This is a genomic window from Pontibacter sp. GD7 (genome assembly GCF_058216375.1).
On sequence record NZ_JBYZMP010000005.1, the window covers coordinates 363,965 to 390,502 of the forward strand.

Annotated in this window: 17 protein-coding genes; 11 read left to right on the forward strand and 6 right to left on the reverse strand. The window is 45.2% G+C overall.

Translation table 11 applies throughout. The features are described from left to right. Positions 1 to 6: 6 nt before the first annotated feature. Together AC4BAP_RS10680 and AC4BAP_RS10685 are read left to right on the forward strand one after the other, a co-directional pair. Complete coding sequence (locus tag AC4BAP_RS10680) at positions 7 to 3,171, forward strand: efflux RND transporter permease subunit (protein WP_490582634.1); 3,165 nt, start codon at positions 7 to 9, stop codon at positions 3,169 to 3,171. Then, positions 3,164 to 4,603, forward strand: coding sequence for a TolC family protein (locus tag AC4BAP_RS10685; RefSeq protein WP_490582635.1), 1,440 nt, complete (start codon positions 3,164 to 3,166; stop codon positions 4,601 to 4,603). Before AC4BAP_RS10680 ends, AC4BAP_RS10685 begins: the two co-directional genes overlap by 8 nt. Positions 4,604 to 4,701: 98 nt before the next feature. Here AC4BAP_RS10685 and AC4BAP_RS10690 read toward each other — a convergent pair whose 3' ends face one another. The 5 genes from AC4BAP_RS10690 to AC4BAP_RS10710 form a co-directional block, all read right to left on the reverse strand. Then, on the reverse strand, positions 4,702 to 5,661 hold the full coding sequence (locus AC4BAP_RS10690) for a quinone oxidoreductase family protein (RefSeq protein WP_490582636.1): 960 nt from the start codon (positions 5,659 to 5,661) through the stop codon (positions 4,702 to 4,704). Between the two features lie 229 nt (positions 5,662 to 5,890). Beyond that, a complete protein-coding gene (locus tag AC4BAP_RS10695; protein ID WP_490582637.1) occupies positions 5,891 to 6,403 on the reverse strand; it encodes an FKBP-type peptidyl-prolyl cis-trans isomerase in 513 nt (170 codons plus the stop codon). A gap of 90 nt (positions 6,404 to 6,493) precedes the next feature. Continuing rightward, entirely contained in the window at positions 6,494 to 8,437 is a 1,944-nt protein-coding gene (locus AC4BAP_RS10700; protein WP_490582638.1) for an AAA domain-containing protein, read from the reverse strand. 131 nt (positions 8,438 to 8,568) lie between these two features. Beyond that, positions 8,569 to 9,171, reverse strand: coding sequence for a hypothetical protein (locus AC4BAP_RS10705; protein WP_490582639.1), 603 nt, complete (start codon positions 9,169 to 9,171; stop codon positions 8,569 to 8,571). Between the two features lie 53 nt (positions 9,172 to 9,224). Then, positions 9,225 to 11,489, reverse strand: a complete 2,265-nt coding sequence (locus AC4BAP_RS10710; RefSeq protein WP_490582640.1) for an efflux RND transporter permease subunit — start codon at positions 11,487 to 11,489, stop codon at positions 9,225 to 9,227. Positions 11,490 to 11,550: 61 nt separating this feature from the next. Here AC4BAP_RS10710 and AC4BAP_RS10715 point away from each other — a divergent pair, with 61 nt between their 5' ends. From AC4BAP_RS10715 to AC4BAP_RS10750, 8 genes are all read left to right on the forward strand, one after another. Continuing rightward, entirely contained in the window at positions 11,551 to 11,868 is a 318-nt protein-coding gene (locus AC4BAP_RS10715; protein WP_490582641.1) for a hypothetical protein, read from the forward strand. A 592-nt stretch (positions 11,869 to 12,460) separates the two neighbouring features. Then, a complete protein-coding gene (locus AC4BAP_RS10720; RefSeq protein ID WP_490582642.1) occupies positions 12,461 to 13,255 on the forward strand; it encodes a thymidylate synthase in 795 nt (264 codons plus the stop codon). 276 nt (positions 13,256 to 13,531) lie between these two features. Next, complete coding sequence (locus tag AC4BAP_RS10725) at positions 13,532 to 13,786, forward strand: hypothetical protein (protein ID WP_490582643.1); 255 nt, start codon at positions 13,532 to 13,534, stop codon at positions 13,784 to 13,786. An 89-nt stretch (positions 13,787 to 13,875) separates the two neighbouring features. Continuing rightward, the gene (locus tag AC4BAP_RS10730) at positions 13,876 to 14,931 is read left to right on the forward strand and encodes a hypothetical protein (RefSeq protein WP_490582644.1); all 1,056 of its coding nucleotides are present in this window, start codon (positions 13,876 to 13,878) and stop codon (positions 14,929 to 14,931) included. A gap of 82 nt (positions 14,932 to 15,013) precedes the next feature. Next, a complete protein-coding gene (locus AC4BAP_RS10735) occupies positions 15,014 to 15,514 on the forward strand; it encodes a tetratricopeptide repeat protein (RefSeq protein ID WP_490582645.1) in 501 nt (166 codons plus the stop codon). A 127-nt stretch (positions 15,515 to 15,641) separates the two neighbouring features. Continuing rightward, positions 15,642 to 16,427: an MBL fold metallo-hydrolase gene (locus AC4BAP_RS10740; RefSeq protein ID WP_490582646.1), complete on the forward strand. Its 786-nt coding sequence runs from the start codon at positions 15,642 to 15,644 to the stop codon at positions 16,425 to 16,427. Between the two features lie 127 nt (positions 16,428 to 16,554). Continuing rightward, positions 16,555 to 18,150, forward strand: a complete 1,596-nt coding sequence (locus tag AC4BAP_RS10745) for an ArnT family glycosyltransferase (RefSeq protein WP_490582647.1) — start codon at positions 16,555 to 16,557, stop codon at positions 18,148 to 18,150. After that, entirely contained in the window at positions 18,137 to 19,450 is a 1,314-nt protein-coding gene (locus AC4BAP_RS10750) for an ArnT family glycosyltransferase (protein ID WP_490582648.1), read from the forward strand. The genes AC4BAP_RS10745 and AC4BAP_RS10750 overlap by 14 nt, the downstream gene beginning before the upstream one ends. Positions 19,451 to 19,787: 337 nt before the next feature. Here the strand turns inward: AC4BAP_RS10750 and AC4BAP_RS10755 are convergent, their stop codons facing one another. Next, positions 19,788 to 22,892: a M4 family metallopeptidase gene (locus AC4BAP_RS10755; protein WP_490582649.1), complete on the reverse strand. Its 3,105-nt coding sequence runs from the start codon at positions 22,890 to 22,892 to the stop codon at positions 19,788 to 19,790. 779 nt (positions 22,893 to 23,671) lie between these two features. On the opposite strand from AC4BAP_RS10755, the gene AC4BAP_RS10760 reads away from it, so the two are divergent. After that, positions 23,672 to 26,263 carry a SusC/RagA family TonB-linked outer membrane protein gene (locus AC4BAP_RS10760; RefSeq protein WP_490582654.1) on the forward strand — a complete coding sequence of 864 codons (2,592 nt, stop codon included), beginning with the start codon at positions 23,672 to 23,674 and terminating at the stop codon, positions 26,261 to 26,263. Positions 26,264 to 26,538 lie beyond the last annotated feature (275 nt).

Genomic DNA, 26,538 nt, shown 5'->3' on the forward strand with positions numbered 1-26,538 from the left:
ACAGAAATGTTTAATAAATTCATACACAGACCCGTATTCGCAATTGTAATATCGGTCATGATTGTGTTTGTAGGAACCCTCGCTATCAAAAAGCTGCCTATTTCGCAGTTTCCCGAGATCGCCCCAACCACAGTCAACATATTCATAGCTTACCCCGGTGCCAGTGCGGATGTGCTGGTAAAATCGACGCTGATAACCCTTGAAAACGCCATAAACGGTGTGCAGGACATGCGTTACATTGCCACGGATGCCACAAGTGCCGGAGAGGCCACGCTCAGAGTAATTTTTGAACCAGGCACCGACCCTAACGACGCCGTCATAAGAGTAAAGACCAGGGTAGACCAGGTAATGCCGCTTTTACCTGAACTGGTGCAGCGGGAAGGCGTGGTAATAACCCCGATTCAGCCGAGTATGTTGATGTACGTCAACCTCTATTCCACGAAGAAGAGCATGGACGAGAAGTTCCTCTTCAACTATGCCACTGTGAAGATGATACCGGAGATACAGCGTATCAGAGGGGTGGCCAGGGCACAGATACTGGGTAGCCGCCGATATGCCATGCGTGTATGGCTTAACCCTGACCGCATGCGCGCCTACAATATTTCTGTAGAAGAAGTAATGGAGGCTTTAGGCGAACAAAGTATTATCGGTCGTCCGGGGCGCTTAGGACAAAGCTCAGGTATAGCGGCACAGTCACTGGAGTATGTGCTTACCTACAAAGGCAGGTACAACAAGCCGGAAGAGTATGAGGGCATCATCATCCGGGCAAACGCGAACGGTGAAAGTATAACCCTGAGCGATATAGCCACAGTTGAGCTTGGAAGTGAGTTTTTTGATATCTACTCCAACCTGGATGGGCAGGCTTCTGCGGCCATTGTATTAAAGCAAAACTATGGCAGTAATGCCAGCGACGTAATTGAAGAAGTAAAGGCGCAGCTCGAGGAAATGAAAGCCACTTTCCCTCCGGGCATGGAATACAAGATCAGCTATGACGTTTCCCAGTTCCTGGATGCTTCCATTGAGCAGGTGATCCATACTTTACGGGACGCATTTATACTTGTGGCCCTGGTGGTGTTTATTTTCCTGGGCGACTGGCGTTCAACGCTTATTCCCATCCTGGCTGTTCCGGTATCGTTGATAGGGGCGTTTTTTGTACTGCAGTTCTTTGGCTTGTCCATAAACCTGGTTACGCTTTTTGCACTGGTACTTGCCATCGGTATTGTGGTAGATGATGCAATTGTGGTGGTAGAGGCCGTCCATGCCAAGCTGGAAGAGGAACCACATCTTACGCCTTATGCTGCAGTTAAAAAAGTGTTAGGAGAGATCAGCGGGGCGATTATCGCGATCACAGCGGTAATGGTGGCTGTGTTTATGCCCATATCGTTCATGACAGGGCCTGTAGGTACTTTTTACAGGCAGTTCTCTATTACCATGGCCAGTTCCATTGTTATCTCGGCCATCATAGCCTTAACACTTACCCCTGTGCTTTGCGCCATGCTACTGAAAAACAACCATGGCAAGCAAAGAAAGAAAAACCTGCTTACCAGATCGCTGGATAGTTTTAACAGCGGATTTGTCAAGCTTACTGGCAAATACGTTGGCTTGTTAAAGTCAATCGTGAACCGTCGTTGGCTTACGTTTGGTATCCTGCTGGCATTTGGTGCCGGTATCTTCTATGAGAACCAAGTACTACCTGCAGGGTTTATTCCGAACGAAGACCAGGGAACGATCTATGCTATTATCCAGACGCCTCCGGGATCCACGCTTGAAAAAACCAACCAGGTTTCTCAAATGCTGCAGAAAGTATGCGAGGAAGTGGAAGGAGTAGAGTCTGTATCTTCGCTGGCTGGCTACGAGATCATGACAGAGGGGCGTGGCTCCAATGCAGGTACATGCCTTATCAACTTAAAGCCCTGGTCGGAGCGCAAGCACAATGTTAAGGAGATCATGGAGGAACTGGAGGAGAAATCGAAAGGGCTTGGTGCCATTGTAGAGTTCTTCGAGCCGCCTGCAATTCCGGGTTTTGGTACCTCAGGTGGTTTTTCGCTGCGCCTGCTTGACAAAACCACTGATACCGACTACCAGGAATTTGATAAGATCAATCAGGAGTTCATGGACAACCTGCGCAAGCGAAAAGAACTGTCGGGTCTGTTCACGTTTTTTGCTGCCAATTATCCGCAGTATGAGCTTGAGATCGATAACAAGCTTGCCATGCAAAAGGGGGTATCTATTGGCAAGGCCATGGAAAACCTCAACATACTCATCGGTAGCACCTATGAGCAGGGCTTCATCAAGTTCGGACAATTCTTTAAAGTATACGTTCAATCCGACCCTCAGTACCGCAGGCTGCCCTCTGATGTTCTGAAGCTTTATGTGAAGAACGACCAGGGTGAAATGGTGCCATACTCTGCCTTTATGAAGCTGAAGAAAACGCAGGGGCCAAACGAGGTTACACGCTTTAACATGTACAACTCAGCAGCTATACAGGGCCTTCCTGCAAAGGGCTATACCACAGCCGATGCCATTCAGGCAGTGCAGGAGGTAGCCAGGGAAACCCTGCCACAAGGGTACGACATAGCATGGGAAGGCCTTTCTTACGACGAATCAACAAGAGGCAATGAGTCGCTTTATGTGTTTATCATCGTGGTGCTGTTTGTGTACCTGGTGCTGGCGGCACAATACGAGAGTTTTATCATTCCTTTGGCAGTGGTATTCTCGTTACCGGTGGGCGTGTTCGGCTCATTTTTATTGCTGAAACTGATGGGGCTGGAGAACAACATTTATGCCCAGATCGGTCTGATCATGCTGGTTGGTTTGCTTGGGAAAAACGCGGTGCTTATCGTGGAGTTTGCCGTTCAAAAGCGCCAACAGGGAGCCACTATACTTGATGCAGCTATTGAGGGCGCCAAAGTGCGCTTCAGACCGATCCTGATGACCTCCTTTGCTTTTATTGCCGGCCTTATTCCGTTGATCATTGCTTCGGGTGCAGGGGCTATCGGTAACCGTACTATCGGTGCCTCTGCGCTGGGAGGTATGTTATTCGGAACTGTGTTCGGGGTAGTCATTGTGCCGGGTCTATACTACATATTTGCCCACCTGGCAGATGGACGCAAGCTGATCAAAGACGAAGATGAAATTCCTTTAACAGAAGAGATCTATCACCATGCTTAAAAAAATAATATATACATGCTTTGGGGTAGCCAGTGCAGCGGTGGTTTTTTCATCCTGCACCACCCCGGCATTGGTTCAAAAATCAGTAAACACGGAGGTACCGGCGAGTTTTAACAACTCGCTGGATACCACCAATGTAGCAAAGGTAAAGTGGCAGAATTATTTTACAGATCCGCATCTTGCTGCCCTGATCAACACGGCACTTGAGAATAACCAGGAGCTGAACATTACCTTACAGGAAATCCGGATTGCCCAGAGTGAGGTGATGGCGAAAAAAGGAGAATACCTGCCGAGTGTGGGCCTAAAAGGTGCGGCAGGGGTTGACAAGGTAGCACGCTATACCAACATTGGGGCCATGGAGGCCAACACCAATATTGATGGCGATAAGAAAATGCCTGAGCCTTTGCAAGATTACCTGGCAGGCGCTTTTGCAAGCTGGGAAGTTGATATCTGGCACAAGCTGCGCGATGCAAAGCAGGCAGCTGTTCTCAGGTACCTGGCCTCCGTAGAGGGTAAAAACTTTATGGTAACCAACCTGGTCTCAGAGATCGCCAATTCATACTACGAGTTGCTGGCTTTGGATAATCAGCTTGCAATCATCAGGCAGAATATCGATATCCAGACCAATGCGCTGGAGATCGTAAAAATGCAGAAGGAGGCAACACGGGTAAACGAACTGGCAGTGCGCAGGTTTGAAGCACAGATGCTTCGCACTAAAAGCCTGCAGTATGCCATTCAGCAGAAGATAACTGAAACAGAGAACAGGCTAAATTTTCTTGTAGGCAGATACCCACAGCCAGTTGCCAGAAACGCTGATGGCTTTAATGATTTTGTGCCGCAAAGTATAAAAGCCGGAATTCCGTCTCAGTTACTGGAGAACCGCCCGGACATTAAACAGGCTGAGCTGGAACTGGCTGCTGCCAAACTGGATGTGCAGGTGGCCAGGGCTAACTTCTATCCGTCTCTGAGCATTACAGCAGGTTTAGGCTTCCAGGCATTTAACCCGTCCTATTTGTTAAAATCACCAGAGTCTTTGCTATATACATTGGCCGGTGACCTGACTGCCCCGCTCATCAATAAAAATGCGATAAAGGCTACCTACTTCAGTGCCAACGCCAAGCAGATACAGGCTGTTTATAACTATGAGCGTACCGTGTTAAACGCCTATGTTGAGGTTGTAAACCAGTTAACAAAAATTGATAACCTGGAAAAAAGCTACGACCTGAAAGAGAAGGAAGTACAGGCACTTACGCAGTCCATTAATATCTCCAACGAACTCTTTAAGTATGCAAGGGCAGATTACATGGAGGTCCTGATGACGCAGCGTGACGCATTGGAGGCAAAGTTCGAACTTATCGAGACCCGGATGCAACAGGTTAATGCCTGGGTTAAAACATACCAGGCATTAGGCGGCGGCTGGAAACAGGAATAAACAAGTATTCTAAGAGGCTGTAAAAAACAAAGAGCCACTTTACTTAACCGTGAAGTGGCTCTTTGGCTTCTTATTATTTCCAAATTGCAGCTCGTTACTTATGGTATCAACAGGATCTTACTGGAGCTTTTGCCGCTTTCTAAAAACTCATGTGCTTTTTTACCATCCGATAGTTTAAATGTGACCGGCTCTTTTATAGTAACCTCCCCATTTTTAGCCAGATCGAATAGCATTTTTGCCCTGTTTCTTCTTTCACTTTCACTTGTTAAGTAACTCCACAGGTCACCACCCGTCAACGTTTTACTGGTATCCATTAGCATGCGTGGGTCTACAGGTTTAGGGTCCCCGCCGCTCATGCCATAAAACACCACATGGCCACAGTCTTTTGTCACGTCAAAGCTATCCATAAGCGTAGAGCCTACACTGTCGTACACAACATCAACCCCCCTTGATCCGGTCAATTCCATTACTTTATTTTTCCAATCAGAATTCAGTTCAACTGCATGGTCAGCCTTAGCATCCAGTATTGTCTGCAGCTTATCTATACTTCTTGACAGGCCGATAACAGTGGCACCTTTTGATTTACAAAGCTGCGTTAGTATTTGCCCGACACCGCCTGCTGCAGCATGGACCAGCACCGTGTCGCCCTGCTTCACCTTGTAGCTATCGTTGCATAAATACTGAGCCGTCAGCCCTTGCAGAAGTATGGACGCAGCCAACGAGAAGTCAACGTCATCCGGAATAGGAATAGCGTGAGTTTCCGGTACGGAGATATATTCTGCATTTGCAAAAGGAACGTCGGTATACGCGACTCTGTCGCCAACTTTATACTTATCAGATTTAGACTCGACCACAACACCGGCGCCTTCGTAGCTGGCTATGAAGGGAGGACTTCCTTTTAAATGGTAGTTGCCTCTTCTTCTGTATATATCTGCAAAGTTTAGCCCAATGGCCTTATTCTCCAGGAGTAGTTCTTTTTCTTTAAGTTGAGGCTTTTGAACTTCTGTATACTCCAGAACATCAGCAGTACCAAACTTAGAGAAGGTTAATGCTTTCATGCAGATTTTTTAAAGATGTAGTTTAGGTTACAAGCCAAATATTAAATCCAGCTCACTCAGCCAATGTTAATATCAGCGAATGCGCATGATCCCGGAACTTGCGTCAGGCAGGTTGTGATCTGAGCCAGGATAGTAGAAAAAAAGCACAGGCCAAACGCCTGTGCTCTATATTTATAAATGATCAAAGGAGAATCATTTAAATCAATTTAATCCCCTTAATCACCGGTCCTTAGTGATGCACGCCGCCTTCGCCGTGCACGTGGCCGTGGTCCAGCTCGTCAGCTGTAGCCTCACGCACCTTCTCCACTTTGCCTTTAAAGTATAACTCTTTGCCAGCAAGCGGGTGGTTAAAGTCCATGGTAACGGCATCAGCTTTAACCTCTCTCACGCGGCCCTGCAACTGGTTGCCTTCGCTGTCGGTCATAGGTATAAAGTTGCCAACTTCCAGCATGTTATCCGGAATGCTGCCTTCCACTTCAAATACATTCTTAGGCAGGTCTACCACTGCATCAGGGTTAACCTCTCCATAACCTCCTTCAGAGTCCAGTTTAAAGTCAAAGCTATCGCCTTCGCTCAAACCAGCCAGGCTATCTTCAAACTGGTCTGGCAAACCGCTCATGCCATATATAAATACCATCGGGTGCTCCTGGTCTGCTGTCTCTACAAGGCTCTGCTCTCCGTTCTCGTCTAAAATGCGTAGCTCGTAGGTGAGCGTAACCACTTTGTTTTTCTCTATTTTCATGTTTTAGAGGTTATGTTTCTGAATTTTTGAAAGGTACTAAAATTATAGCCCTTACTCTAATTTATACTTCTGTTTTGGGTAAACGATGCCTCAGGGCATTAGTTCAGACAACTCCCATGCACTGCGGTAAGCATGTATACTTTCTGCATAGCTCAAGAAGGCTGCATAGAAAGGGTGTTGGCTAAGGGTAGCGCTGTCGCCTACGATCACCAGCTTTTTCTTGGCACGCGTCATGGCTACGTTCATGCGCCGGATGTCTGCCAGAAAACCGATCTCACCCTGCTCGTTGCTGCGCGTCATGCTGATGTAGATGATGTCACGTTCCTGCCCCTGAAAGCTGTCTACGGTACCAACCGACAAATGGCGTTGCTGCCGCAGTTCATGCAGGTGCGGGATGTGCTCTATCTTATCTTCCAGGTAATTGATCTGTGCCCGGTACGGTGCGATAACCCCGATGCGCAGGTGCTCTACTTCCTCGTCGGCGTGGGTGTAGTCTTTTAACAGGTGTACCAGGTGGTTTAACAACAAGTCTGCCTCATCAGGGTTAGCAGAGCTTTGTGCCTCTGGGTTTACTACCTCATTATAACCACAACCGGCTGTATCCACAAACTCAACGGCCAGACCAGGGGCAAAGTGGGCATTGAACTCGTGCAGGTCGCTGCTGTGCACGCTCTCGTGGGCCATCAGTTCACTGTGGTAAAACTGCTGGTTCGAGAACTCCATGATGTGGTGGTGCATGCGGTACTGCGTTTTCAGCATCACGGCTACATCAGTCTGCCGCTCAATGCACTTCTCGAAAAGCGTTTTACCCAGGCCTTTTTTCTCCGCATCAAACGATTTTACAGTAGGAGGCAACTGGCAGTGGTCGCCAGCCAGCACTACCCGTTTTGCACGCGTTATTGGTATCCAGCAAGCGGGTTCTAAAGCCTGGGCTGCCTCGTCTATAAACACCGTGTCGTATTCTAAATTCCGGATGGCTTTGTTTGCAGCGCCTACCAGCGTACAGGTGATCACCTGCACATTGTTCAGCAGGTCTTCAGTGATGTATTCTTCAATGCGATCTGCTTCGACCAGCAAGCGGTGGCTTTCGGCCTTAAAGAACTGTCGCTGTGCCCTTTCCTCAGGGCCAAATTTGCGCTTGTACTGGTAAGCCAATCGCTTATACTCTTCGGCAGTTTTACGGTAGTCTTTCAGGTTTTTGTAAGAGCGGTGGTTCATGATCTGGGCATCCAGGGTATGCTCCAGCAATACATCAGAAACCCTCGATGGATTACCGATCCGGATCACGTTTACATCTTCGTTGGCCAGTTTCTCTGTAAGCAGATCCACGGCAGTGTTAGAGGGGGCCGTTACCAGCAGGCGCTTTTGTGTTTCCAGGGTTTTAAGTATGGCCTGCACCAGCGTGGTGGTTTTACCCGTGCCCGGCGGACCATGAATAATCGCCACATCCTTTGCCTGCACAATTTTCTGCACAGCCTCGTTCTGCGACGGATTAAGTACTGGTATAGGTTTGATCGTCTCATCTGTAAAGCGGGCTGGCAAATCGCCTAAAAGTATGTCGCGCAGCTCTGCCAAACGGCTTTTATAAGCATCGATCACTTTTTTCATGGCTATCTCCATTTCCCGATAGCTCATTTCGTCAAAGGTCAGGTCAACGCCCAGGCGGCCATCATCCACCCAATCGGGGAGGTCTTCGCGGTTGGTGGCAAGTATAACCTTGTTGCGTTTGATGCCGGTAATTACTCCGTTCAGCGATTGCCTGTCGCCGTAGTTACTGAATAGCGCAGCCGTTTTACCCACCTGGAACAGGTGCAGTTGGTCGCGGTCCTTGGTGCGCTCAAGCTCGATAACTACCTTGCTTCCAAAGCCTATCTCCTCTTTGGTAATGGTTACAGGATACCAGCAAAACCCCATTTCCTTGCGTTCGGCAATAGTGCTTTTCAGGCTTTTGATCTTGTACTGCTGCCTGTCTTCTTCCTGCTCAATTTTAAGCAGTTCCTGTACTTGCCTCAGCTCTAATAAAATCTCACTCATAGTCTCAATAAAAAAGGCTGGTATGGTTATGCCAGCCTCCTTTGGTTTATACTTTGGTTATGCAACACCGGCATTACATCATTACGCAATACCTGGCATTAAAGACGCCATACGGCAAGTATGCATCCAGTTTATACTTTCTTACGCGTTCTTGGTTTGGCAGAAGGTATAGCTTTTAAGCGGTTTAACCTTACCTGCAAAAACACTGCATAAAGTAAAAGTATAAAGCACACCACGGCGATAATCGAAATCACTTTGTCTTTACCATAACGCAGGTCTGCAGAGGCCTTCACCTGGTCCTCCAGCTCCTTGATGGTGCGTTCTCGTTTTTTAACTTCCGATTGCAAGGTTTTTACCTGACTCTGCAAATTACTGAAACGGGCATCGATGATGCGCTGGTCTTCGCGTACGATTTTACCCTCACGCTGTAGCTCTACGGTGCTTTCAGCTATCTTTTTCAGGCTGGCCTCTTTTACGGCAGCAATCAGTTCAGTGTCTTTGTTAATGATCTTTTTAAGGGTTCCGATGATATTGAGCAGGTCGTTCTTAGACTTTTTACCCCAGAAATTACTGTTCTGCTGGTTATAGAACTGGTATTCCATCACCAATTGCTCCCGCTCTTCCATCAGGCGGGTAAGTTTGTCCTGCTGTTGCTGGTTTGTTTCCTGCTGCTGTGCCTGAGCGCCGATAATGCTAAGGCAGAAGAAAATTGCTACAAATAGTTGCTTCATCATACAATCCATACTTTTACTCACTATTTACACGCAAATATGGCCATCTTATTGGATTAACGCTTCATTTTTTTAGCAGGATTGTAAAAATACAGGATTAGCACAGGCAGTAGGTAAAGGTCAGCCACTACAGCACAAAATAAGGTCAAGCTTACAAAAAGGCCCACATAAAAAGTGGCGTCAAAGGTAGAAAAGATCAGTGTCATGAAGCCGCCCATAAGTATGCAGGAGGTAATGATGATCGCTTTACCCGCTGAGATAAATGTGCGTTTTATAGCATAAGGCATGGATTTCCCGGCGGAAAGCTCTAGCTTCAGTTTACTTAAAAAGTGAATGGTATCATCCACGGCGATACCGAAGGCAATGGTAAACACAATGGACACCGATACGGTAAGGTTGATCTTCATAAACCCGATAATACCCCCGATGATCAGAAGCGGGATGATGTTTGGCACCAGGGAAATAAGTACCATGCGCCACGACCTGAATATTAGGCCAACAATAACCGCGATTACGGCAAAGGCGATAAGCAGCCCCTGCATCATGTTCATGGTTACGTACTCGTTGTTTTTGTCCAGCATCAGGGCGCTACCTGTAAGCTTGGTTTGCAGATATTTTGGATTGATGTTTTGTGCGATAAAAGTTCTGAGTGAGTCGTTGAGAACGGTAGCCTGCGCACTGCCAATATCAGACATCTTTCCGGACAGCCTGCCTTCCAGGGCATCGCTGGTAACCATGCTGCGCAATTCGCTTCGGTTCTTAAAAGCTTGCAAGCGGCGTTTTATACTTTGCAACTGCTGTTCACTCTGAGGTAAAGTATAATAATCATTCAGGCCGCCGCTCTGGGCTCTGTTTATGGTTTTAATGAGCGTGGCCGGAGAGGTAATAAAATTAAGGCCATAGGTATCGTACAGGTAGTTCTCGAGTTTGTCAATCTCCTGCAGCACTTCGAGGTCGTACAAAGTATAGCCTGGAGCTGCCATCAGGTGCATCTCGAAAGGGCGTACCCCAGAGAATTTCTCTTCAAAGTATTTAAAATCAAGTATGATCGGGTCTTCGTCGCCTAAATCCTCCAGCAAGGTGGTGTCCACTTTTATCATACTGATGCCTACTAAACTTACTAATGTTACCAGCGTGCTTACCGAAAGTATAACTGCAGGCTTACGGAAGACAAAGCGCAGCATATTACGCAGCAACACTGGCCACGACAAATTGATGTTGCGCACCTTTACAGGGTTTGGCTTTTTGAGCAGCACAAGTATAGCAGGCAGCACCGAAAACGCCAGCACATAAGCCAGGCCAATAGAAATAGCCGTGAACAAGCCAAAATTGCGGATGGGTACAATAGCCGTTGTAAGCAGGGTTAGGAAGCCTACCGATGTTGTTACGGAGGTGAGCAACGTGGCAAGCCCGACTTCTTTGAATGTAACCTTAAGCGCCTGCATTTTTCCGGCACCGTGGCTTATCTCGGTCATGTACCGCGACAGGATATGAATTACATCCGACATGCCCACCACAAACATGATCGTGGGCAGCAGCACCGTCATCAGGTCGATGGGTTTGTTGAACATGCCCATCACCCCAAGACCCCAAAGCACAGATAAGAGTACCACTACCAAAGGCACCAGCACGCCCCACAGCGTCCGGAAGGTGATCCAGAGGAAAAGTATAACCAGCACGATGGAAGCCGACATGAAAATGGCCAGTTCGATCTTCATCTTCTCCACAAAAACGGACTGTGCCAGTGCCTTGCCGGCAATATGGTAATTTGTTAGCTGGAGCTGTTCCAGTTTCTGTTCCAGTGCATTAATCAGTGTATCGCTGGCTGGTTTGGAGAGATTATCAGTGGTTTGCACGAACAGCGATACAGCGGTAGCGTCTTCTGAGAAAAGTGTACCCACCAGTTCTCTGGTAGCATATACGTTCAGGGAATCCTGCTGGTAACGCTCCGGTTCCGCTACGTGCAGGTAGGGTATCTCGAAATAGCCAAAGGCTTCGATAACGGGGCTTTTTACCGTAGTAGGAGAGAGCACCGATTCCACGTTTGGCTGTTTCTGCAGGAAGGTTGTCAGGCTGTCTACTTTGGTCAGGAACGCCTGGTCGAACAGGCTTTTGTCGTTATCAAGCCCTATCAGCAGGTAGTCGTTGTCATTACCAAACTTGTCGCGGTAGTCCAGGTAGTAGGCCAGTTCCGGGTCGCCTTTCGGGAAGAAATTGTCGAAGTTGTAGTCGAAGCGCAGGGTAGAGGCAAAGTATACAGCCACCCCCGAAAGTATGGCTACCACCAGCAGCACCAGGTATGAAATTATGCGGTAGTTCAAGGTAATTCCTAACTGATATTTATCATTTGGCGTAATGCACTAAGTTTGTACATTTACGGAAGTGAAACTAAAAGTAATTGGTTTTGTTCAAAGCTTATTAATCCATGTACGTATGAAGAAAATTATTTTAGCAATGGCTGTTATTGGTATGCTGGGCGCTGCAGCCCCTGCCATGGCTTGCAAAGATGGCAAATGCTCAATGGAGCATGCCGATAAGGACGGTGGCAAAAAGAAAAAAGGCAAAAAAGCCGCCGCTAAAGAAGAAAGCTGCCACATGACTTCTGAAGCCCCTAAAATGGATGGCGCCACAAAGTCTTGCTGCGCAAAGCCTGAGGCTGGTAAGGTTGAAGGTGCTAAAGAAGAAACGAAAGCACAGTAGTAATTAATTAGTGCGTTTTGGAGAAGCCTTTTGCTGTTTGCAAGAGGCTTTTTGCTTTTTTATCGAATTGCTTTCTTCCTCAGTCTTACTTGCTGATCGTTTCACATTGGGCTTTGGTGCCCTCAAGGCCGGGAGGCCTCGTCCTTGGCCATCGCGCTGTCTATCTTTCCTGCCCTCGTGCCTCGGGCTGCCTCACTAACGCTCGTCACCGGAAACCTAGAAGGCGCTCAGTCCAAGGACTGGGATGGACACTTCTTGGCTAGCGGCTTTCGCAATTGGAAGCAAAGTATAAATCTAAATTGTAGGGACAGGTCGCGACCTGTCCGTCGATTGGCGGTGGCAATAAAACTTAATCCTCTGTTAAGCAACAACAGGGATTCCCCTCTTGAGAGGGGTAGGGGTGTGTTAATCGCCTTCAGAAATCCCCCTCCTGTTGTTAGGAGGGGCTATGGGAGGTGAACAAACCGAGCACCCTATCACATCAAAAACCAACTCCAACGATTCTCAAAAGAAATCACCCTACCCATCTTTCATTCCTGCGAATACTACTCTATCTTTAACCACTCACAATTCTTACTAATACAAAACCACCATGAAGCAATATTTAGACTTAATGCAGCACATTCTGGATAATGGCGTGAAGAAGGAAGACAGAACCGGAACAGGTACACTGAGCGTGTTTGGCTACCAGATGCGTTTTAACCTGGCCGATGGTTTCCCGCTTGTTACTACCAAAAAGGTGCACCTCAAGTCTATCATACATGAGTTGCTTTGGTTTTTGAAGGGCGATACCAATATTTCATACTTAAAAGAGAACGGGGTTAGCATCTGGGACGAGTGGGCGGATGAAAACGGAAACCTTGGACCGGTATACGGCTCGCAGTGGCGCAGCTGGCCAACATCCGACGGCCGCCACATCGACCAGATCTCACAGGTTGTAAACCAGTTAATGCACAATCCGGACTCTCGTCGCATTATTGTTAGCGCCTGGAACGTGGCTGAGATCGAGAACATGAAGCTGCCACCTTGCCATGCCTTTTACCAGTTCTATGTCGCCGAGGGTAAACTGTCGTGCCAATTGTACCAGCGTTCAGCGGATGTTTTCCTGGGAGTGCCGTTTAACATTGCTTCTTATGCTTTGCTTGTATTGATGATGGCACAGGTTACCGGACTGGAGCCAGGTGAGTTTATATGGACAGGCGGCGATACGCATTTATACTTAAATCACCTGGAGCAGGCACAACTTCAACTCACGCGTGAGCCCCGTGCCTTACCAAGCATGCTTATTAACCCGGAGGTAAAAGACATCTTTGATTTCAAGTATGAGGATTTTGAGCTGGTAAACTATAATCCACACCCTGCCATTAAAGCGCCTGTGGCGGTGTAGATTTTTATGTTCTTGAAAAAAGCGCCATACATAATGCAGATAGTGGGAGCAAGTACTCCTGCAAGCTGGTAGTTAGCCAAAACTGTAATCATGAAAAACTGGAAGTCCATCAAAGAAGAAATCTACTACGAAGACGGTTCTTTGAGAGACATCTATGTCTTTGGTACTAATAAAGAAAATTGGAAGGCTTGGAGTAATTTGATAAACGAGAAGTATAGAGTAGAATTTTACAACGGTCGAACACGGTAAACTGAAGACAGAATAGATGTAGAAGAATTGCTCAAATACTTCACAGCCCCCATAGATTTCAAAGATGTAAACAAGGCATACATCAAATTGGGAGGGGTTACAATCATTTGTCAGCTACACTATGAAAGCGCAATGGAAAGTGACATCGACCCAAAAGAAGTCAAGACGGAAGAAGACCATCAAGCCATACTCGAGTACCTGAAAGCAGTAGCTTCAAAAATAAAAAAGAAAGTAATAGTAACTTCAGAGATGACACCTGAAGACGTACTGTTAGAAGTATAAAAACAGGATTGGCTAACTAGATATATAAGCCATACTTCGGCTATGCCTCGTTCGCCTTTTATACTAGCCGTTACCTGTAATATATATTAATGAATAAAAACTGCATCTTCTGCGGACTCTCTCCCGAAAAAAAGAATAAGGAACATGTTTTGCCTAAATGGCTTTTAGAACTGACTGGTGATCCAAAAAGAACAGTTAAAATAGGTTTCAATTGGTCTTCAGGAAAAGACATATCTTTTTCATACGACTCTTTAGTATTTCCTTCTTGTAAAAGTTGTAATGACAGGTATTCGTTACTAGAAGAAAAAGCTAAAATAATCATCAATAAAGTCTTGCAATATGACTACCTGGACACCTATGATATAACAGTACTATTAGATTGGTTTGATAAAGTAAGAACAGGACTTTGGATTGGCTACCAACATCTAAGTAAAAATGCATTAGGTGTTGAACCCAATTTTCATATTGACCAACGAATTCGCCAAAAAGATCGGCTGCTTGTAATTAATGACTTCAATAACAATAATGTTGGTTTAACCCTAATAGGTGTAAACTCCCCGTTTTTTCATTGGTATCCAACATGCTTTGGAATGATTATCAATAATAAAATATTCACAAATGCATCAACGGATTTTTTAGTATCACATAATTTGGGTCTTCCATACCCAAAAAATGGGTATGTATATAGAGAACACAATATGACTGAATTTGAGTTGCTAAAAGGAAAGCATAAATTAAAGGATAGAATATTTAGGTTCAATTTTCTACGACCATACGCTATCCTCGGGCAGGCAATTGCGCTACCTGAATTTATTGAATCTAGGAGTGACTTATACTCAAATGATTATGTTGAAAGTAGCTGGCAGGGAGAAAAGCAAGGGCAAGGTAAAATCTTCTGTGAAGTCGATAACAAGTTGGAATGGCTTGAAGAAGATGACGAGATTCAAATTGATTTAAGGCTTCTTATAAAAGTTGGCAGGCTTCGAGTAGATATTCAAACCTTAGAATTTCAAAACTTCATTTTCGATAACTTTAATACTTCTGGCGAGAAACTCATTGCAGAGCACCAGGAGAATTATAAAGAATTGGGTAAGCTATTAAAAGGCTTCAATAACAAAGCAATAGCAAATCTAAAATTAAAATAATAAATCTGGCAACAAGGTATACAAGTCATACTTCGGCTTCGCCTCTTTCGCCTTTTATACGAGCCGTCAAAAACAAACTCAAATGAAAACTGCATTAGCGCTATTTATACTTTCCTTCGTCACAATCTCAAATTCGTTCAGTCAGAACTCTAACTTTGAAGAAGGGTTAAAAGCATTTGATGCTAAAGATTTTAATAAAGCCTTCAACTTATTAAAGCCTTACGCAGACAATGGAAACTGCACGGCACAATTCGTTATTGGATATGCTTATCAATTTGGACTGTCTGTTGAGCAAAACGATACGCTAGCTATAAATTGGCTAAAGAAGTCTGCTGAGCAAAAACAACCGGCAGCCATGGGACCATTAGCCGCTGTTTTATTCGGGAATGCAGGTGATAACAGAGAGAACCTGGTTCATGCTTATATGTGGGCCATGCTTGCTGCTGAGTATCTAGAAAGCCAAAGATACAAGGCTACCAGATATGTAATAAAAGGCTATCTAAAAGAGAATGAATTAGTAACAGCTAATAAGCTGATCGAGCGTTACAAGACCAACTGGAAAACCAAAGAAGACTGCCTCTAACCTGATTAGAAATCAATTTCACACAGCCGTATCTAAACACTCCATCAGCACTGCCTTTCCTTTAAAATATACTTCAAAACTTTACGCCTGAATAAGAGTTTAAGAGTTTGAACCATACTTATTCACGATGAAGTATAAAGCTATTTTCACATGGATGCTGCTTTTAGCCGTGTTACAGGTAAGTGCGCAGCAAGCACAGCAGCAAATGAAACCCAAGCCTGACCAGATCAAAACAGACAAAGGCGCACTAATTGTACAGCCCATCACGCATGGTTCTGTTGTGCTGAAATGGAACGGTAAGACCATTTATGTAGACCCATACGGTGGTGCTGAGATGTACAAAGGCATCAGTAAGCCCGACCTTATACTTATCACCGACATTCACGGCGACCACCTGGACCCTAAAACGCTGGATGCCATTGAGACAGCCGGTATAAAAATGGTAGTGCCGCAGGCCGTAGCCGACAAGTTGCCCGAAAAGTATAAAAATCAGGCAGTCATTATCAGCAACGGGGAAACTACTATCCAACTCGATATCCCGATAAAGGCCATACCAATGTACAACCTGCCCGAAACTGAAGACTCACGGCATGTAAAAGGCAGAGGCAATGGCTACATACTTACGCTAGGGGGCAAGCAGGTGTATATTTCCGGCGATACAGAAGATATTAAGGAAATGCGCGACCTTAGAGGCATTGACGTGGCGTTTGTAAGTATGAACCTGCCTTATACCATGGACATTAACCAGGCGGCCAGCGCCGTGCTGGAGTTTAAGCCCAAGATCATTTACCCGTACCATTACCGTGGCACCGATGGCCTGAGCGATGTGGCGGCCTTCAAACGAATGGTAAATGAAAAGGACAAAAGTATAGATGTCAGGTTAAGAGACTGGTACCCGCAGCAGAAGAAGTAATAACTAGAACATTAAATGGTAAAGGCACTGAAAATATCAGTGCCTTTTTAGTTTTACCTGCATCTTTAGGTAAGGCTAAAATCTAAAATTTACTTACCTTGGAAGCTGTTTTGCCAATTCTGTCTAAGTGAAAATTCAAAAGTATACAGACCATACTTTAACAACATGCCTTGTATTGCTCGGATTGTGGCTTGTTGCCACAGGGCTTAACCTGTTTAAGCCTTTCCACATCGACGATACATTTCATCTGGAAGCAGCAAAATGGATCGAGCGTAACCCATTCAGGCCAATGTCGGGAATTATTACCTGGAACAATGATGCTGAGTATATCTACCAATACAACCAGCCACCGCTATACTTTTACCTGATTGCTGCTGTTGGCCATTTTTTTGGCTATGGCGAGTTGCAGCTCCACTTGTTTCAGTCAGTTTTTACCGGCCTGGCAATTTTTGTGTTCTTCAAGCTGGCAAACCTTTTTATTTCTCCTCGAAAAGCGCTTTTGCTTACGGTATTGTTTGCAATAAACCCGGCCTTCCTTATCAATCAAAATATAATGGTGGATGTGCCACTTCTAAGCCTGCACTTGCTCTTCGTTTATATTTTGCTGAGGCCTGGTATTTCAAATGAAATTGTGCGCTACTCGCTGGCGGCATTCATTCTAAGTATAGCCTTGCTAATCAAGTATACTTCTTTGCCTTTGCTGATCTTGCTCCTGCTGGTTCCAATTTTAAAAGGCCAGTTAAAATATGCATGGTTTATACTTTTACCTGTTTGTATCCTGGCCGGCTGGTCATTGTTTAACTACATGGAGTATGGCGGCATACACATCCTGAACAGAAAAGTACATGAAAACACCTTTAGAGACCTTATCAGACAGCCGTTGGTGTTTACCTTGTGCCTTGGCAGTATTTCTACTTTTGTGCTGGCTTTGGTGCCGGGCAAAAAGAAAACTGAAATCATAAGTATAGCAGGTTCCGCAGCCATACTTATACTGGCTATTGTTGCAGGTTTAGTTACCGGAAAACAACTGGTGGTACAGTGGTCCCTGTGGTTGTTGTTTGGCCTGAACGGTTTTATGATTTTAGTTTTTACATTCAGAAAATTAACCTTGGCATCCGCTCAGTATTACTTAAAACGAGAAGGCCTGAATGAATTTATACTTGTGCTGTGGTTTTTGGTATTGGCTGGCTTTATCGTGTTTTTCGCACCTTTTATGGCTACCAGACATGTGCTGCTTTGCCTGCCACCGCTCATGCTTTTGTGTGCAGAAAACCTTAAGCGTATCCGCCTTTCCGCTGTTGCGTTAACTTTCTTTATTGGTATTTCCTTAGCTGTATCAGATGTAGCTTATGCAAAGGTATACCAGACCCAGGCCGCTGCGCTGCGAAAACAGCTTCCTGCAAAAGCTAAGGTATGGACTGCAGGTAATTGGGGCTGGCAATGGTACAGTAAAAAGGCCGGCATGAAACAGTTAGACTCATTATCGCAGCCAGAACTAAAAGCCGGTGACTATTACGTTGTACCGTCTAATATTTCGAGGCAGCAGGTAGCGCCAAAGTTAAAACTAATAGAAGTGCATCAGCAGGTTGTGCCTGGTAGTATGGCTACCTATTTTTACACCGCGAATTACGCCAGTATGTATATCAGCAATTTCAGAAAAACTCCCTGGACCTTGTCAGATGCCCCAATCGATACATTCACAATCTACCGTGTACAACCATAACATAACCGGTGCCTATTCGGGTAGCAATAATTTCGTCAACCGTCAGACGTTGCCTTTTTTCTTGTTCTTTACCTTACTTATACTTTGGGTAAGGAACAACGGCTTTTTCTGGGATAGTATCGTGGTAGGCTCCGGCTATGCGCATTGGTATTATGCTACAAACTTCAGTCAATTGTTCGTGCCGGAGAACCTGGCTGGCTACCCGCCGCTTTTTGGTATGTACCTGGCTTTTGGCTGGAAGCTTTTTGGAAAAAGCCTGTTGGTTAGCCATGCGCTTATGCTGCCTTTCTTGTTCGGGATTGTAGTGCAGGTACAGCAGCTTGTAAAACGATTTGTCCAACCTTACTTTGGCTTTTGGGCATTGCTACTTGTTCTGGCAGAGCCAACCTTTCTGGCGCAGGCCGCGCAGATCTCACCCGATATTATACTTGTTTTCCTGTACCTGCTCTGCCTGAATAGTATACTAAAGGGCAGGAGGACATTGCTGGCTGTTGCACTTATTTTTTTAAGTATGCTTAGCCCAAGAGGATTGATCATGGTAATAGCAGTTTTTGTCTCCGATTTGATAATTGCCTGGTTTGACACCGAGGGAAATTTTGATTGGAAGAAAGCGGTTAAAAGTATCTATGCCTATTTACCTGCTTTTTTGGTTACCTGCACGTGGTTGATACTGCATTACCAGCACTACGGATGGATTTTCTATAACAAGGATTCGGATTGGGGTCAAGGGGCTGAGCTGGTTGGTTTTAGCGGTTTCGTAAAAAATGTAGCTGTTATTGGCTGGCGGTTTTTAGACTTCGGAAAAGTTGTTCCGCTTGTTTTACTTGCCATACTGCTGCTGTTTGTTTTTAGAAAGCGCAAAGCAAACGCAGATACCAAACTGTTGCTTGCCCTGGCCATACTACCTGCGCTTATGCTTAGCGGTATAATAGTTTTTTACCAGAACCCGATTACCCACAGGTATTATATTGTGCCTTTCATGTTGCTGCTGCTTTTGCTCGGGCATTTGTTGCAGTATTATGCCAAACCCGAACGTTTTATACTTTACTGTTTTACACTGGCATCTATAGTGATCGGTCATTTTACGGTTGCGCTTTATCCGGACTGGCTCTCTAAGGGTTGGGACGGTACCCTGGCACACTTGCCATACTATAAACTAAGAAGTGAGATGATAGCATACCTGGATGAGCAGGAAATTAAGGTTGATGCTGTTGGATCGGCTTACCCAAACCTGCGCTCTTTTGAGCTCACAGACCTGAACCATAGTCCTGTAAAGTTTGCTCCCAAAGACCTGAAATAGCAAACCTATGTGCTTTATTCCAATGTCTTCAACGATTTCACGGATGAAGAATTACTGGAGCTAGAACAGCACTGGCAAATTCAAAAGGAGATAAAGGAAGGGGCGGTATACTTTAGGTTATACAAAAAACAGCCATCGCAATAAGGTTATTATGCAAGCTGTAAGCTTGCCCTCATGTATAACCTCAAGTTGAAATTTGCGGCAGGGGTAGGAAAAGAAAAAATTGTATTTCAGTGGAAAATATTGAACAAAATAAGTCTTAACTCATCCTGTAAGCCACAAAAAAATCCCCGACTTACATGCCGGGGATTTTTTGTTTATAGCTCTAAAAATCAACTTATTGCTTTACAATGCGCTGGTGGGTCTCTTTTTGTCCGTCATGCACACTGATCAGGTATACACCTGATGGGAGAGAGGACACATCAAGTTGCTGCTCACCTTTTACATCGGCCCGCATTAATTCAATACCAGTTAGACTCATCACCTTCACAACAGCTTGCGCCGCTTTGGTAGATACGCGGATAGTTGAACTTGTCGGATTCGGGTACACCACTACCTGCTCTTCATGGTCGAAGCCCAGGGAAGTCGCTTTAACACTACTGTTATTTGTAGCCATCAAAGCATTCACGATGTTTACAGTATAGTCCTCAACCTCGCCGTAGCTGAAAGTCTCGCAGGAGGTTTGGGCTGCGTTATACTTCATGGATACACGCATACGCGTTGTGCCGAGCAAGGCTGTGGCAGGCACGGTAACGGTGGCGCTAAGCGTGCCGCTGCTGGACGAAGACCCGCTAACTACCAGTTCACCGCTGTCATCAAAGTCACCGTCCTGGTTAAAGTCGATCCATACTTTCCAGTATTCGGTGTAGGCTGTGCTGGCAAAACCCGCGCTAATGTAGATGGTGCTGCTGCTACCACGTGTCGCCGTGCCTACCAGCGAGGTATTGTCTTTGTAGCCGCCATCGTTGCCAGATGTTTTATTGATGCCACCAAATTGTACCAGGTCGATCCACTCATACGAAGAGTTGCTTCCCTTTGAGGTACAATAGGATACTGTGGCCGCAGTAGTGGTAAAAGTAGAAGAGGCAGAATACGCAGAACTACCGCTTGCACATACACTGTTTACCTGATACTCGTAAGTTGTATTAGCCGTTAGGCCGGTGGCGTTGGCAGATGTGCCGGTTACGCTACCTGTGGTCCAGGTGCTGGTGCCTGTTGGCCTGAAGCGAACATTATAGCTTGTGGCGCCTGTAACAGCACCCCATGACAGCGTAGCTGAAGTAGTGGCTACATTTGAGGCAGACAAGCCGGCAGGTACGGCACAGGTCTGTGCAGCACCAAAGCTGATTGTATAATCCTCAACCTCTCCGTAACCAAAAGACTCGCATGATGTCTGGGCTCCGTTATACTTCATGGAAACACGCATTCTGGTAGAGCCAGTGGCTGTTGAGGCGATGGTGATATTACCTGTAACCGCCGATTTGCTCAGCGCGCCAGCATTAAACACCAGTTCCCCTGCATCGTCGAAGTCACCGTCTTTGTTATAGTCTATCCAGATTTTCCAGTACTCATTGTATGCTGTACTGGCAAAGCCAGGTGTAAGAGTTACAGCGTATGTGCTGCCTGCATTCACATTCACGGTGGTGCCAGTAAAGTCGGAGTAGCCGGCCGCAGCCGATGTTTTTGTAAAGCTGCCGATCTTAACACTTGCAATCCACTCGTAAGTAGCATTGTTGCCTTGTGAGGTGCAGTAAGAAATCTCGCCATACTTGCCGCCTATACCTACTGCATGCCAGGCATTTGTTGTCTGGATCACCTGCGTAGAGCCAGCGCCATACAAGTCGATGGCAGCCTGAATAGAGTAGGTGCGGGCATCCGCGTAAACAGAGCTGGAGGTAAGGTATACGGTTTCTGTACGGTAGGCAATTCTGGCGGCTGCATCAATCCCTATACCGGTTACGCTGTAGCTATTTCCGATGTCGTTAGTGCCTGATTTACCAACGGACAAAATATAAAACCAATGGTTAAGTACGCCACTATTATAGTGCACACCACCGTTGTCGCCGGTGCCGCTGTACCAGTAGTCGCCTTTGTAAGTGTCCGGCTGACCTTCGGCATTCGGATCGCTCATAGAGCGCAACGAAGGACGCTGCTTGTCAATATCTTCGCCAATGAGCCAGATTGATTTCTCAGGGGCGGCATAGTATTCTACGGCAGCTCCCCAAATGTCAGAAAAACCTTCGTTCATAGCACCAGACTCATTCTGATAAACCAGGTTCGCACTGTTAGAGCAAACAGCGTGTCCAATTTCATGTGCTCCTACGTCAAGGCTGGTTAAGGCATCGAAACGTGTTGCGCCGTCGCCGTAAGTCATTACAGACCCGTTCCAGAAAGCATTTTCATAGTTTACATCGTAATGCACATAGCTTTTGATCTTAGCACCGGCATTATCATAGCTATTTCGGTTATGCTTGTTCTTAAAATAATCGTAGGTCATCTGGGCAGCCCAATGCGCATCCAGTGCAGCATTATCTTTGGTCGTGTTGTTAAACTCACCGGAAGTCCAGCTGTTGTCATTGTCGGTAAAGTCTACAGCCGTGCTATAGTTGGTGCCCGTTCTGCAGTTATACGTCTCGATACCGTTGCCACGTGTAAACTCACGCAATCGGAATGAACCATTGTAGCTGTCTGTGGTAACGGACCTCGAGCCACTGTAGCGCGTAGCTGCGGTTCCTGTTGCGGTGGCATGCTTTATAATCGCATCTTTAAATACCACTTCGCCGGTCTGTGCATTTACGTACACATAGTTTCTGCTAACAGGCTTGTGCGCATAAATATCGAACTTGTAGGCAAGCACATGTTTCCCGTTATTCTCCTTGGTAGTGGCAAAGTCATTTTTAATGATAACCAGCTCACCCTTCGGGTAAAAAGTAGCTTTAGGGTCATTTTTTAACTGCTTGGCCCATTGTTCCTGCGCCGGCACCTCCCACATATACTTTTCAGCATTGATGTGTCTTAAAGCGTTGGCTAAGGCTGCTTTCTCAGAAATGGTTGGCTGTGTGCTAACCTCGTCTAACTTTCTGAAATCTCCGTTGATAGACTGTACCACGCCGTTCTTGCTGTGTACAAGGTAAGCGGCATGTTCAACTTTTATACCCTTGTAAAATTGCTCATAACGCTGGTGTGTAAAGCCAACGTCATCCTTCTCTGTTTTTGCGGCACGCATTTCATCTGCTGCCGAAAGGTTCAGGTATTTTTTCAGGACTTCAGTAGCCTGGTCTGAGCGGTGTGCGGCTCCTTTGGTATCAAAGGCTATAAAAGCAGGGGAGCCGTTGGCTGCTTCTATTTTTTGTTTGATTTTAGCCTGCTGTTGTGCCAAAGCATCCTGACCGGTTAACAAACTGCCAAGCAACAGCGAAGCATACACGTAAAAGTGTTTCATTTAAATTTATTTAAAGTTAGACATATTCCGGTAACCCTATCAAGTGATTGAGAATTAGCGGAATGTAATCTTAGTTTAAATTAATGTTTGAACATAGGAAAGTTTATGCTTTAAAGTAACATGGGATAAACGGCCTGAAAGTATAGCTTGTGTTATATTTAGAGGTGGTACGTTAGCAAAGCCTGTCCAATAAAATGTATGCTAAGGTGCTATTGAGGTATATTTAGCTACTACCTAATTTTAATATAGTAATATTTATGTTGGACGATTTGTAGACCAAAAATTGTAAAAGGTAACATTTGCCTTTTTGGTAATTTTTGACAATTAAGTTAGAATTCAGCGAATTATTGGGACGGTTGAGTTGGTATTGCCCGGAAAGGCCATGACTTAGTGTATCAAAATTCAGATCCCTCGCGGGTGCTCGGGATGACGAAATCGAAAGCTTAATATAGTATGGCTTATCAGTAGGACTAGGGAAGTAATTTCCTAAGAGATCCTTTACAAGAGATTATCTTCATTGTTAACCTTCGGAGGTAAAAATAAGCTGTAGTTCACTATTGATTTCAGAATGTGGGGTAAGTATATAACGCCAAAAACAAGGAGAGTTAACAAATGGAGTAGTTAATTTCAGTTTGTATGTCAAAAAGCCAAGTCATAACATAGCCTAAAAATATACATCTTGCATATATAAATATTTCTGAATTAGAGTAAATTTGACTCTACTATTCATCTAACTACTTATTGCTTTGAAACAAACTTTACTGCAAAATACAATTGTATTGCGCTCATTAGGCCTGTTCTGTGGCTTAGCCCTTTTATCTAATACGACTCAGGCTCAAGAGCAACCATCCGACACAATTCAGACTAGTTATGGGTACAGGAGTGTCTCAAGTATAACAGAAAAGCTAACCACCCTTAATACAACCGATTTTAACAAAGGTCTAATTACAACTCCTGAACAGCTGATTACGGGAAAAGTAGCCGGCTTAAGAGTAGTGCAAAGAGGGGGTGCTCCTGGGCAAGGGGCGGCTCTGACTTTGCGTGCAGGAACTGCTTTGTTTAATAGTAATGCCCCTTTAATTGTGCTCGATGGTGTGCCGTTGCCAGAAATAAAAATATCTGAGCACAGCGATATTCTGAATTTCATTAACCCCAATGATATTGCTTCTGTAACTGTGCTTAAGGATGCCGCCTACGCTGCTGTTTATGGCGGCAGGGCAGCCAACGGTCTATTGCTTATCACTACCAAGCAGCCTGCTAAGGGGGCACCTACCCGGGTAGATTTTTCATCAACTGGAGCTGTATCTAGTTTGGTAAAAAAAGCTAATGTACTTTCAGCTGATCAGTTCAGAACATTTATCAATAGGGAGTTGCCTGATCAGGCAACGTTGCTTGGAACACACAACACAGACTGGCAGGATGTGATCTACCGAAAAGCCTTTAGCCACGACCAGCAGTTAAGTGTAAGCGGCTCCTTGTTAGATGCTGTGCCTTATCGTGTGTCGGCAGGGCATTTGAACCAAAACGGTATACTGAAAACTTCGCAGAGAAAGCAAAACTCGCTGGCTGTTTCGCTAAGCCCCAGTTTACTAAATGACCACCTGCGCTTAAATGTGCGCACACGCTATGTAGACCAGCAGATTCGGGTAGCTGACAAGTTTGCTATAAGCCATGCCTTAGCTTTCGATCCTACGCAACCTGTATATACAGATAACAGGTATGGGGGATATTTCTCCTACCTGGATAACGAAGGCAAACCATATAACTATGGACTGTTTAACCCTTTAAGCATGCTGGAGCAGCGCGAAGATGTTGATGCGATCAGAACGTTGCACGCGCAGGCACACTTGCAGTATAAGTTCCATTTCTATCCTGCTCTGAGTTTACACGCAAGGTATGCCTTACAAAACCAGAAAAACGATTACTCCAGCTTTAGCCCTGCTGATATGGCTGCTGTAGCCTGGACTAAAGGCCGAGAATATACTTACAACAGAGCTGCCGACTGGAACCTGCAAGAAGGGTTTCTGGAACTGAACCAGCCACTTGGTTTTATGCAAAGCCAGTTGCACTTTGTGGCCGGTGCATCATTGAGAAAGCTTATGGTTGAGAGTAATACATATCCTGTTCATAATGCACAAGGAGAGATTATTTCAAACGCTTATTCTTTCAGTAGAAACCAGTCAAGTGAAGCTTCTTTATTTGCACAAATGGCATTTACAGCAATGAACCGTTACGCTTTTGAGGCTGCCTTTACCAGCGATAAGAGCTCTTCGTACTCTCCATTGCAAAAGGCTGGTCGGTCTTTAGGGCTAGGGGCAAATTGGAATCTATCTAAAGAGAGTTTCCTGAAAGATAACAAAACGTTTTCGGATTTAAGTTGGTTTGTAAATTATACACAACTCCATCTTCTTAATTCTCTCAGAGTAAATTTTGATAAGTCAGCCAATGCTGCTATTCCTTCCATCAAGTATGAAGAGGTAAATAAATTTTCTACTGGAATTGCCTGGGCTATTTTAGAAAACAGGATTTATGGTGACTTTAGGCACTTTACCACTAGTGGTTCAGACCTTTTACTGGCACACGCATTTTCTACTGGTGGCGGAACTAGCTGGATGGCGGTTAATGCTGGCAAATACAAGACAAATGGTGTTGAGACTAGCTTACGAATCCAAGTCTTGGATAAATCAGTTTTCTCATGGGTAGTTGGCACTAATATTAGCTATTCTAAATCTGAAGTAACCAGCTTGGGGCAAAATACAACAGTTTATGTATTAGGCGGCGATAGAAGCGGCCTGGTGCTGGCTACTGGCAAACCAATTAATTCTTTCATGGTATTTGAGCAGTTGTATGACAACAACGGCAGACCGGTTGAGAAGGGTTATAAAAAAGATAACAGGGGCTATTCAGAAAAACAGCTGCAATATGCCGCTGATCCTACATTACTTTTTGGGGTTACTTCTGATATCAAGTATAAAAACTTAAGTATTGGTTTACTGCTTCGCGGTAATGCTGGCAATTATACCTACAATTATGCTGATGCTTACCGTAGTGCTCTACAGATGGCTTATGGGTATAGAAGCCTGGAGAATGTCTCTGCAAGTTATCTGCAAAGTGGTTTTAAAACACCACATACACAATCAGATTACTTCCTTGAAAATGCCTCATTTGCCCGACTGGAATACCTGCAGTTCGGGTATGATTTTGGAAGAATTTGGAAAGAGCGAACAAGTATAAAACTTACTGCCACCGCACAAAATGCATTCGTGATCACAAGGTATAGCGGCCAGGACCCAGAGGTACTGAATGGTTATGACAGAGAACAACAACCGCAGCCACGTACTTTTTCGCTGGGTCTGCAGTTGAATATATAATTCAAGTTGCGACAAATGATAAACCAAGTAGGTGTCAACACACCCCTGCGCCCCTCTTAAGAGGGGAATTTTGTATTCTCCAGCAGTCCATTTTATTAAGGGTTGTTTACAAAAATAGGAATTAAGAAATCGTTATCGAATGTCCCCCTTTGAGCATGAGTCATCCCGAACTTTGTAATGGGATGAAAAAGGGAAGCCTCCTGTTTTAGGGATATAGCTATATGTATCACCTAAAGACAGGAGGCTTCTATGTGTTCTGCTTCTAAAAACGCCGG

What these genes read in the sequence shown, in the direction of transcription:
- AC4BAP_RS10680 (WP_490582634.1), top strand. Translation starts at nt 7, where the DNA reads ATGTTTAATAAATTCATACACAGACCCGTATTCGCAATTGTAATATCG.
- AC4BAP_RS10685 (WP_490582635.1), top strand. Translation starts at nt 3,164, where the DNA reads ATGCTTAAAAAAATAATATATACATGCTTTGGGGTAGCCAGTGCAGCG.
- AC4BAP_RS10690 (WP_490582636.1), bottom strand. Translation starts at nt 5,661, where the DNA reads ATGAAAGCATTAACCTTCTCTAAGTTTGGTACTGCTGATGTTCTGGAG.
- AC4BAP_RS10695 (WP_490582637.1), bottom strand. Translation starts at nt 6,403, where the DNA reads ATGAAAATAGAGAAAAACAAAGTGGTTACGCTCACCTACGAGCTACGC.
- AC4BAP_RS10700 (WP_490582638.1), bottom strand. Translation starts at nt 8,437, where the DNA reads ATGAGTGAGATTTTATTAGAGCTGAGGCAAGTACAGGAACTGCTTAAA.
- AC4BAP_RS10705 (WP_490582639.1), bottom strand. Translation starts at nt 9,171, where the DNA reads ATGATGAAGCAACTATTTGTAGCAATTTTCTTCTGCCTTAGCATTATC.
- AC4BAP_RS10720 (WP_490582642.1), top strand. Translation starts at nt 12,461, where the DNA reads ATGAAGCAATATTTAGACTTAATGCAGCACATTCTGGATAATGGCGTG.
- AC4BAP_RS10730 (WP_490582644.1), top strand. Translation starts at nt 13,876, where the DNA reads ATGAATAAAAACTGCATCTTCTGCGGACTCTCTCCCGAAAAAAAGAAT.
- AC4BAP_RS10735 (WP_490582645.1), top strand. Translation starts at nt 15,014, where the DNA reads ATGAAAACTGCATTAGCGCTATTTATACTTTCCTTCGTCACAATCTCA.
- AC4BAP_RS10740 (WP_490582646.1), top strand. Translation starts at nt 15,642, where the DNA reads ATGAAGTATAAAGCTATTTTCACATGGATGCTGCTTTTAGCCGTGTTA.
- AC4BAP_RS10755 (WP_490582649.1), bottom strand. Translation starts at nt 22,892, where the DNA reads ATGAAACACTTTTACGTGTATGCTTCGCTGTTGCTTGGCAGTTTGTTA.